The following is an 8,313-nucleotide window of genomic DNA, read 5'->3' on the forward strand; positions in this document are numbered from 1 at the left end:
GAGCAAGACGGTCGCCACAATAATTCGATTAACTTAAAGCGGCGTGGTACCGCACCCTTAGCCGACTTGATACGTGTTCATGCATTGGCGACCGATTCGCGCTCGCAAAACTCGTTTGAGCGTTTAGACGATATTATCGAAGCAGGGATCTTACCCAAAGGCCGCGGTCCCGATCTGCGCGATGCGATGGAGTTTATTTCGATGGTCAGGATCCGTCACCAAGCATTAGATATAGAAGCGGATCGTGAACCTGATAACAATATTGAGCCAGAGAACTTATCTGACTTTGAGCGCCGTAATTTAAAAGACGCCTTTCAGATTTTAAGTAATGCCCAGAAATTTTTGAAATTCCGCTATCAGCCCAATCGGTCGTAAAGGAAGGATATGTTCCACTTTAATCTTAGGAAAAAAGAGGATGCAGACCAGGTAGACTGGCGTGCGATGCTAGACACGAAACGCGAGACCGTGCAGCACGAAACCTTGCAGGCCTTTTATCAGCAAGGATGGGTGTCACCCGACACGCCCGTTTCGCAAGTGCCGTTTGTGGCGCTTGATTTTGAAACAACGGGGCTCGATAGCCAGCAAGATGCGATTGTCAGTATTGGCTTAGTGCCTTTTACTCTCAATCGTATTCGCTGCCAACAGGCACAGCATTGGATTGTGAACCCCAACCGACCACTTGCCGAATCGTCGATTGTCATTCACGGCATCACGCACTCCGACATTGTCAATGCACCGGATTTTTCCCATGTGATTGAGCCACTACTCAGCGCGCTGGCCGGTTCAGTGGTGGTGGTGCATTATCGCCGGATTGAACGCGAGTTTTTGGATCGTGCGATAAAAGAGCGGCTAGGCGAGGGCATTATTTTCCCCATGGTCGATACCATGGAATTAGAAGCCTGGAAGCATCGCACCGGCAAGCGTAGCTTCGCTGACTGGATAGCCCGTCGGCCGCCGGAATCGATTCGCTTGGCTGACAGTCGGCAGCGCTATCAGTTGCCGTTTTATCAAAGCCACCATGCGCTTACCGATGCAATCGCCACTGCCGAACTACTACAGGCACAAATTGCACACGACTTCTCGCCTGATACACCCATTAGTGAGTTAYGGCGATAATAAACAAAGACACAATGAACGTTTCTCGTGTGGTTTCCGTATTCGTCGACAAGGCGTATAATTTGCGTGCTACAAGCCAGTGACGGAAAGTAAGAGGAACACAAATGACATTGATCCACGTAGTAGAGGGGCTGGCATTCGGTCTCGGGGTGCTGTTGTTATCATCGTCGGTTGGCTTTGCCTATTGGGGATTGACGCTCAAACCGGAAGAAGCAGAAGACATGACAGCGCGTAAAATTGAGTTGGGTTTTTACGCCGGCGCGTGTCTGGTTTTTACGCTATTAATCGGGTATTGGTTGAGCGTGTAAGTTCATCGCCTTAAAAAGTGAGCCCAATAAAAAAACCACCGAATCACCGGTGGTTTTTTTGTTCTATCGGCTTGGCATTACCAAACGTCTTTATCGATTTGCTTATCCAGTTTCGGGAATTTGGTACGATCAAAGGTCGGGTTTTTACCCGCACGACGCTGGTCTTCGTAGTCTTTCATCAAGGCGAACGCGACGCCAGACAGCAGCGCAATCGCGACCAAGTTAATCACAGCCATCATCCCCATTGATAAGTCAGCAAAGCTCCAAATCAGTGGCAGATCCATCACCGCGCCCATCAGCACCATTGCGAGCACCGCAATACGATACAACAAGATGGCTTTACGACACTTAAAGATATACTCGATGTTCGACTCGCCATACGAATAGTTGGCAATGATCGAGGTAAAGGCAAACAGCAGAATCGCGATGGCGATAAAGGCAGCGCCCCAATCACCGACTTGGCTGACCAAGGCTTCTTGCGTCAGTGCAATACCTGTCAGGCCGCTCTCAGGCTCAAGCATGCCCGAGATCAAGATAATCGATGCGGTCGCGGTACAAATGACAATGGTATCGACGAAGACACCCAGCATCTGAACGTAGCCCTGCGCGGCAGGATGATTCGGCTTGGTAGTCGCCGTTGCCGCAGCATTAGGGGCTGAACCCATACCTGCTTCGTTTGAGAACAAGCCGCGTTTAATCCCTTGCATCATTGCTTGCGCGATCGCATAGCCCATGGCACCGCCTGCAGCCTGCTCCAAGCCTAATGCGCTTTTGACAATGGTTGTAATCACGGCGGGAAGCTGTTCGATGTTCATGGCAACCACGACCAAGGCAACCAATAAATAAGCCAGTGCCATAAAGGGGACAATCAGCTCTGCAACGCGTGCGACTGAGCGCATGCCGCCAAAAATAACCGGTGCGGTGACCAACGCCAGACCAATACCGACAGCGAGATCATTAAAGCCAAACGCGGTGTCCATGGCTGCGGCAATGGAATTCGATTGCACCCCGTTAAAAGCCAAACCAAAGGCGATAATCAAGCAAATGGCAAATGCAATCCCAAGCCAACGTTGACCCAAGCCTTTTTCGATGTAGTAAGCCGGGCCTCCGCGGTAGGTTTTGTCGTTGTGGTTCACTTTGTACGCTTGCGCGAGAGTGGATTCGACGAAGCTGGTGGCCATACCCACCAGGGCGGTTAGCCACATCCAGAAAATAGCACCCGGGCCACCAAGATACAGCGCCACCGCGACACCTGCCATATTCCCGGTGCCGACACGCGCGGCAAGACTGGTACTGAATGCTTGGAACGACGAGATCCCGCCTGATGCGCCATTACGGCTGTCTGCCATCAGTTTAAACATGTGGCCAAAGTTACGGAATTGAATGAAGCCTGATCGCACCGTGAAGTACAAGCCTAAGCCAATCAAAAGATAAATCAGTACGCTGCCCCAAAGGAGGCCGTTACCTGTATCGACTACGGACACAAATAGATTTTTAAGTAGTTCCATCATTAAACTCTGTTTTGTCTGTTGGGAGACGCCTTGCACGGTTGTTGCTCGGGCCATAACCCGATGATTACCGAATGCGAGGGTCGACAACCACTGTCCTTGTGAGATCGCTGCCATCCATGCAGGTGAGCAACGCGTCACTCGAGAAAGTCATGCATCAAGGCCTGATATGACGAGTGGACGTTGAGTCTGCAACAGCATTTTGAATCCATGCTCGGCTGTTGCCAGAGTGCGCTTTGATTAGCCATGCCGATGTTTCAACGCACCGGTACACTAATTGGAGCACGCCGGATAATACCGATATTTGTGAGACAAAACACTATATGATTAGCGAAGTGTTGGTTTTTTAATCGGTTGCATGTGTTAATAACAGCACTAAAAACTGTAACCAAAATGTAATGCTTTGCAGGCTAATTGCTTGATGTTAAAGCAGTCCAGGTTCAATTGGATAAATAATATAGCGTAAATAATGACTATTTATTCACATTGTTAAGACTGAACAAAATGTGATCGACAGCACGTAATATCAGCAAAATCGAGTGGTAAGCATGCAAGCCATTCGGAAACGCCAACCGTTTTTGTCAGAAAAAGTAGCGGCCGCATGCCTAATTGATTAGGGAGGTGAGTTTTTTTTCGCCAGCAGATCGCGTCTCACCATCTCAATCGCAGATAAAGCGGTATCTGGATCAATGGCATGGTTTTCGAGCAAGTAAATAAGATCGACAGCGAGTTTGACGTCATCAGGGGCGTTTTCTAAGGCGCTTGGTGTCGACGCGTGCGGGTCAGTCATGATACCTCCGGGCTGGATGCAAAATCAGCAAAGTGAATAAGGGCCGCTTGAATGAGTTGTTCGTGCAACGGCACCAAACTGGTATGCGAGTCATGGTATCCGCCACCAATCACCGCGGCGACCGGAATATCATGCTTGGCACAGCGTGAGAGTACCCCGCTATCGCGTTGATAAATGCCCTCGGTCGATAACGTCAAATAGCCAAGCGCATCGGCTTGGTGGACATCGACCCCCGCATCATAAATCACCATATCAGGGCGGTATTGTGCGAGGGCGAGATCTAACAAGGGCAAAAAAGCGCTGAGATAGTCCTGATCGCCTGTGCCTGTTGGCAGGGGTAAGTCCAAATCGGAGGGGGGTTTGCGTGAGGGAAAATTTTTCTCGCAATGGACAGAAAACGTCACAATATCGGGGTGGTCGGCGGCCAAGGCGGCGGTGCCATCACCATGATGTACATCACAATCGACAATCATCACCTTATCAATGCCTGGCTGGGTGAGCGCATGGCGGGCGGCAATCATCAAATCATTAAATAAACAAAAGCCGCTGCCAAAGTCGTGGTGCGCATGGTGATAGCCGCCGGTAAGATGAATAGCAAGGCCTGAATCTAGAGCGTGATCGACCGTCAGTGTGGTGCCGCCGAGCGAGGTTAAACTGCGTGCGATCAGTGCGTCGCTCCATGGAAAACCAATCCGACGCATTTTGACTAAGGGGAGATCCCCTGCCAGCAACTGACTGACATACGCGGGATCATGAACAGCATCAATCACTTTTCGAGTGGCCGGGATCGGTTGATGAAATTCAACCGGTAACGCCAGGCGTTGTAACCGCTCAAACAACAATCGATATTTTTGCAAAGGGTAGCGGTGGCCGTCGGGAAGGGGAAAGTCCGAGTACACCGGATGATAAATCAATGGCAGCACGTATCTCTCCTGGTTGAGCGCTCGGGTTTGACGCTTGGTGTGAGCTGAACGTGAATCACGATTTTTTTTCTCGGTAACTGATCGTGGTTTCGATACGCTCTCGCGCCTTGGTGCAGCGTGCTAGGCGTTGTTCTAAGGCAAGCACTTGTTTTTGGTACTGCTGACGCACCGCGGGGGTCGATGCCATCTCGACGCTGGCATTGGCGTCTCGGAGTTTATCGGCCAGTCGACGCTCCCAATCTTGGTGCTTGGCTAAGTCTTGATAAAGCTCACCAATCGCCTGGCGTCGTGGCCCGCGTTTGGCTTGCTCTTGCTTACGTAACGGCTGTGTCGCCAGTTCACGTTGTAGCGCGGTGATTTGCGATAACAAGGTGTCGCAAATATGGGTCGCACGTGCATCGCTCAGCGCCCCTTGTTGGTGATCGCGCTGCATCACTGCCAGCAATCCTTGGGCTTCGTTCACACAGGGTGTGAGCAATTTGCCTTTGCAATGAAAAAGCGTTGTCGCGAATAAAGGCGCGCGGGCTTCGCCACGGCGTCGGTCGACCTCTGCGGCTTGATTGGCCAGTTGCTCAAGGTGTTGGGACATTGCATCGATTTGCGCTTTCATTATAGGTCTCTCAGTCACGCACAGCGGCGACGATAACGGCGATTAAAACCAAGCATCAACGGCCAGTTTACCGGCTAAAATCACCACCGCGGTCACAAAAATAGGTCGAATAAACTGACTGCCAAAACGAATCGCGGAGTGGGCGCCAATAAATGCCCCCAGCATCAAGCATACGCCCATGGTCAGCCCAAGCGCCCAGTTCACATGGCCCAAAAGCGTAAACGCCACCAATGAGGTAATATTACTGGTGAAGTTCATCGCTTTCGCCAATCCGGAAGAGAGCAAAATATTCATCCGATAGAGCGACATGGTAGACACCGTCCAAAACGCGCCCGTACCCGGACCGGCAACGCCATCGTAAAAGCCCAACGACAGGCCTTGGCTCCATTGCTTCATCGGTAACTTAGGGCAGCGCGCGGGGAGCTGGTTGTTATCTCCTTTAGGGTGGGGATGCCAAACGGTGTAAATCGCTGCCACAAGCACCACCACGGGGATCGCCTTTTCTAACCATTCAGTGCTTAACACATCAACCAGTAAAGTCCCTGCAGTTGCGCCAATCAAGGTGCCCCAAAACGCGTGTTGCCAAAATACAGGCGAAAAAAGACGTTTTTTATAATAGGTAAAGGCGGCGGTGCTGGAGGCAAAGGTCGCGGCCAGTTTATTGGTACCTAATGCCACATGGGGCGGCAAACCCAGTGATAATAGGGCTGGAACAGTCAGCATGCCGCCACCGCCGGCGACGGCATCGATAAAGCCGGCGACAAAAGCAGTCAGCCCTAGGATCACTAAGGTCGAAAGATCAATCAATTCAAGCATAGTCACTCGTTAATTTAAGGTTCGATCACGCGTTTGAATGGCGGCAGCGAGTCGAGTAAAGATTGGCCATATCTGCGGGTGATAATACGCCGGTCAAGAAGCACTACTTTACCAGAGTCTTCCTCTTTGCGCAGTAGACGACCGACTGATTGCACCAGCTTTTTACTCGCTTCTGGGACCGCGATTTGTAAAAACGGATTGCCACCGCAGCGTTCAATATACTCCGCGTGAGCTTCTTCCACTGGAGAAGTGGGGACCGCAAAGGGAATTTTCGTTATAATGAGATTAGTCAGTAAGTTACCGGGTAAATCTAAGCCCTCGGAAAAACTGCCGGTGCCAAAAATTATACTGGTTTTGTCCGCACTGACTGCTTGCTGATGGGCCTTTAATAGCGCCGTGCGTGATTGTGTGCCCTGACAGAGCAGTTGCCAGCCGCGTTGTATGACCGTTTGCTCAATGGCTTGGGTGACTTGTTTCATCTGCCAATAAGAGGCGAACAATACCAAGGACGCTCGCTCGCCCTCTAGGTGCTCAATAATTTTCTCGCTCAGTGCCGCCGTAAAGGCACTGGCTTGCGGCTCACAAGGCATGGTTGGGATCACCAAGCGCGCTTTATTGGCGTAATCAAACGGCGAGGGCAAGGCTAAATAGCGCGAACCATCGCTTTCACTCAGTCCGACTTGGCGGCAAAAATAGCTAAAGCGATTCAGGGCGCGCAAGGTCGCAGAAAACAGGCCAACCCCGGCGGCGCGAGACCAGAGCATTTGATCCAGACGCCAGCCTACTTCTAAGGGAGAGACATGCACCCAAAGATCCCCCTCGCGCTCACGGCAGGCTTGCACCCAACGGGCAAGCGGTGCGCCTTTATCGGCATTCGGTTGGGCCATTAAGGTCCAGACTTTTTCTAAATTTTCTAACCGTTGGAGGAAAAACGCGGTTTCGGCGAGCGCCGGATCAGCCAGTTTGGCAGAAATGTCATTTTCTTTCAGACGCTCATTGATCAAATCATGGATCTTTCCCAATGCCTGATGAGCTTTTTTGCTCGCGGTTTTTAGTTGTTCGCTGGGCGCAATCAGGGCTTCGGGCAGTTCACCATCGGCAAAGCGATAACAACCGTCGTCGTTGAGCGACAGTTGACTGAGCATATTTTTTGCCTCGCGTAACCCGGGGATCAGGGTTTGTATTGCCTCGAGTAAGCTATCAACAAAGCGGTGTGCGCGCGTCATATCCGCGGTATTTCCCAACTTGGTAGCGGCTTGGTTCAGCTTTTCTAGCCAACCGACCACGCCGAGCAAACTGGCACTGGCCGCTGAGAAGTCACGCGCCACCGTGGGAAGGTGGTGCGCCTCGTCAATCATATACAGGCACTGCTCTGGCTCGGGCAAGATCACCCCGCCGCCGAGTTCGAGATCGGCGAGCAGCAAGCTGTGATTGACCACCACCACATCGGCTTTATCCATTGCCTCGCGTGCTTTGGCAAAGGGGCAACCACGGTGAGCGGGCAGGCCAGCATGGCAGGTGTGTTTGTCAGAGGCGATCGCTTGCCATAGGTGATCGGCAATCGGTTTGGGCCAGCTGTCGCGGTCGCCATCCCATTTTCCTCGACTCAGGGCAACGTAAAGATCATTCAGCAACAATTGCTCGCTGCGCTTGGGTTTTTGAGCAAATAGCGCCCCTTGGATGCTCTCGGTCTCTGCCACTGCACYCAGCTTGTGTGCACAGCAATAGCGCTGCCGCCCCTTGGCCAAGATAAAATCAAACGGCTTGGGGCAGATACGATGAAAAAACGGGATATCTTTATCGGCGAGCTGCTCTTGCAACGCCACGGTTGCGGTCGACACCACCACTTTTTTATTGTTGTTAAGCGCAAACGGAATCGCGCCCATCAAATACGCCATTGATTTGCCCACCCCAGTGCCGGCCTCGGCCACCAGTAGCCGACGCTTGGGGTCATAATCACCCGCCAAGGTTTTGGCCAGCTCTGCCACTAAATAGTTTTGAGCTTTGCGCGGAATAAAGTGGGGAAGTTGGTCTTGTAGCGTCTGGTAGCACGCGCGAATGTCTGATTTTACGGCAGGGCTGAGCATCAACAGGTCCGAGTAGTAAAGGATAAGCCCCAGTATAACACGGGGAAAAAACGTGAAAACGATCGCGAAATGTAAGTTTTCCTTACAGATATGAGATCTTGGTCACGAATTTAATTTGAACCATTCGCTGCTATCTTGCTGATCTGCCGTTTTAT

Annotated in this window: 9 protein-coding genes; 3 read left to right on the top strand and 6 right to left on the bottom strand. The window is 51.5% G+C overall.

Annotated elements, in window-relative coordinates:
• From BZG79_RS08180 to BZG79_RS08190, 3 genes are all read left to right on the top strand, one after another.
• A partial coding sequence (locus BZG79_RS08180) for a putative nucleotidyltransferase substrate binding domain-containing protein (protein WP_277919132.1) occupies positions 1-375 on the top strand: 375 nt, incomplete at its 5' end.
• A 9-nt stretch (positions 376-384) separates the two neighbouring features.
• Entirely contained in the window at positions 385-1,116 is a 732-nt protein-coding gene (locus BZG79_RS08185) for a 3'-5' exonuclease (RefSeq protein ID WP_077774157.1), read from the top strand.
• A gap of 104 nt (positions 1,117-1,220) precedes the next feature.
• On the top strand, positions 1,221-1,424 hold the full coding sequence (locus BZG79_RS08190) for a hypothetical protein (protein WP_021022497.1): 204 nt from the start codon (positions 1,221-1,223) through the stop codon (positions 1,422-1,424).
• 77 nt (positions 1,425-1,501) lie between these two features.
• On the opposite strand, the gene BZG79_RS08195 is transcribed toward BZG79_RS08190, so the two are convergent.
• From BZG79_RS08195 to dinG, 6 genes are all read right to left on the bottom strand, one after another.
• Positions 1,502-2,932, bottom strand: coding sequence for an alanine/glycine:cation symporter family protein (locus BZG79_RS08195; protein WP_077460143.1), 1,431 nt, complete (start codon positions 2,930-2,932; stop codon positions 1,502-1,504).
• Between the two features lie 613 nt (positions 2,933-3,545).
• Positions 3,546-3,722 (bottom strand): pleiotropic regulatory protein RsmS, encoded by a 177-nt coding sequence (rsmS, locus tag BZG79_RS08200; RefSeq protein ID WP_021022495.1) that lies wholly within the window; start codon positions 3,720-3,722, stop codon positions 3,546-3,548.
• The gene (locus BZG79_RS08205) at positions 3,719-4,645 is read right to left on the bottom strand and encodes a histone deacetylase (protein WP_077774158.1); all 927 of its coding nucleotides are present in this window, start codon (positions 4,643-4,645) and stop codon (positions 3,719-3,721) included. Before BZG79_RS08205 ends, rsmS begins: the two co-directional genes overlap by 4 nt.
• Before the next feature lie 55 nt (positions 4,646-4,700).
• On the bottom strand, positions 4,701-5,255 hold the full coding sequence (locus BZG79_RS08210; protein WP_242414146.1) for a primosomal replication protein: 555 nt from the start codon (positions 5,253-5,255) through the stop codon (positions 4,701-4,703).
• A 42-nt stretch (positions 5,256-5,297) separates the two neighbouring features.
• Complete coding sequence (locus BZG79_RS08215) at positions 5,298-6,071, bottom strand: TSUP family transporter (protein WP_077774159.1); 774 nt, start codon at positions 6,069-6,071, stop codon at positions 5,298-5,300.
• Positions 6,072-6,085: 14 nt separating this feature from the next.
• Positions 6,086-8,158 (bottom strand): ATP-dependent DNA helicase DinG, encoded by a 2,073-nt coding sequence (dinG, locus tag BZG79_RS08220; RefSeq protein ID WP_077774160.1) that lies wholly within the window; start codon positions 8,156-8,158, stop codon positions 6,086-6,088.
• Positions 8,159-8,313: the final 155 nt, after the last annotated feature.

The organism is Salinivibrio sp. MA427, assembly GCF_001996115.1.
In the GTDB taxonomy this organism is placed as follows: domain Bacteria; phylum Pseudomonadota; class Gammaproteobacteria; order Enterobacterales; family Vibrionaceae; genus Salinivibrio; species Salinivibrio costicola.